We start from the raw sequence: 1,479 nt of genomic DNA, 5'->3' as shown, positions 1-1,479 counted from the left end.
GGCTAAACGCGGCGCCTTCGACTCCATCGCGAGCAGGCTCGCTCCTACATGATTGAACAGCATTAGGTTGTCGGGTTTGATATCAGTCCTTCGGCCTGGAAATGCCATTCTTTAATCTCAATATGCCATCACTGTGGCGAAATCCTCGAAACTCACTGAAACCCCGTACGCAAATCCCCTTCCCGAGCCAGGAACCGCCCTTCCCTGCGCCCGTTGGCCTGACCATCGCGGTAACTCAACGCACCGTTGACCCATACGCCCTCGATGCCTTGCGCCGCCCGCTGCGGATCGTTGAAATCGGCGACATCACGGATGGTCGCCGGATCGAACAACACCAGGTCGGCCCAATAACCTTCGCGGATTTCACCGCGTTCCTTCAAACCGAAACGCGCCGCCGACAACCCGGTCATTTTGTGCACGGCGGTGTGCAACGGGAACAATCCGACGTCGCGACTGAAATGTCCGAGCACCCGGGGGAATGCGCCCCACAAGCGTGGGTGCGGAAACGGGTCTTCCGGCAAGCCGTCGGAGCCGACCATCGACAGCGGATGCGCGAGGATTCTGCGCACATCCGCTTCATCCATTCCGTAGTACACCGCACCGGCCGGTTGCAGTTGGCGAGCGGCATCCAGCAACGGCACATTCCATTCGGCGGCGATGTCCATCAGGTCGCGGCCGCCCATTTCCGGGTGCGGGGTCGACCAGGTGATGGTGATGCGGTGGGCATCGGTCACCTGCTTGAGGTCCAGGGTCGATGAGCTCGCCGCATATGGATAGCAATCGCARCCCACCGGGTGGGTTTTCGCGGCCTGTTCGAGTGACGCCAACAGTTGCGGACTACGCCCCCAGTTGCCGGCACCGGCACATTTGAGGTGGGAAATGATCACCGGGCTTTGTGCATGGCGACCGATCTGGAAGGCCTCGTCCATGGCCTCCAGCACCGGTTCGAATTCGCTGCGCAAATGGGTGGTGTAGACCGCCCCGAACGCCGTCAATTCTTCGGTCAGTTGCATCACTTCATCGGTGGATGCCGAGAACGCGCTGGCATAGGCGAGTCCGGTGGACAGGCCCAACGCGCCGGCCTCAAGGCTTTCGCGYAGTTGCTCGCGCATCGCTGCGATTTCATCGGCCGTGGCGGTGCGGAGCAGGTCGTCGAGATGATTGCTGCGCAATGCCGTATGGCCGACCAGCGCCGCGACGTTCAGCGTGGTGTTCGCCGCTTCGACCGCCGCACGGTAGTCGCTGAACGTCGGATAGACAAACGCAGCGGCCGTGCCGAGCAGGTTCATCGGGTCCGGCGGATCGCCGCGCACACTCACCGGCGAAGCACTGATCCCGCAGTTGCCGACGATCACCGTGGTCACGCCCTGGCTGAGCTTGGGCAGCATCTGCGGTTGGCGAATCACCACGGTGTCGTCATGGGTGTGCACGTCGATGAAACCTGGCGCCAGCACATGGCCCTGCGCGTCGATTTCATCG

At 62.1% G+C, this 1,479-nt stretch carries 1 protein-coding gene; it reads right to left on the bottom strand.

The window, feature by feature from the left end; translation table 11 throughout:
* Window positions 1–152: 152 nt before the first annotated feature.
* A partial coding sequence (locus tag ACXRVY_RS28735; RefSeq protein ID WP_458238921.1) for a D-aminoacylase occupies window positions 153–1,479 on the bottom strand: 1,327 nt, incomplete at its 5' end.

The organism is Pseudomonas sp. P5_A2_2, from assembly GCF_054177685.1.
This window is presented reverse-complemented; position numbering and strand designations above follow the sequence as displayed.